Here is a 256-nt window from a genome sequence, read left to right on the forward strand (position 1 = left end):
ACTTACACGTTTCAAACAAAGTAATGATGAAGTATCTACTATTGACCATACTTAGGGTCTGCTGAATAATTGACATTTACACTGTATTTCAGTAAATTAATTGGTATAAAAATTGTATGACTGCAAGAAATCGAATATTTTCACTTCATAATCCTTGAATCTTATGATAAGATACAAGAGCTCCAGACAGCTTTCAATTTCTGAGTTCGAGATGCCCTTTGAGTCAAAACAGGATGAGCATAACCGATGGGTTGTT

The organism is Proteiniphilum sp. UBA1028 (genome assembly GCF_002316955.1).
Lineage (GTDB): Bacteria > Bacteroidota > Bacteroidia > Bacteroidales > Dysgonomonadaceae > Proteiniphilum.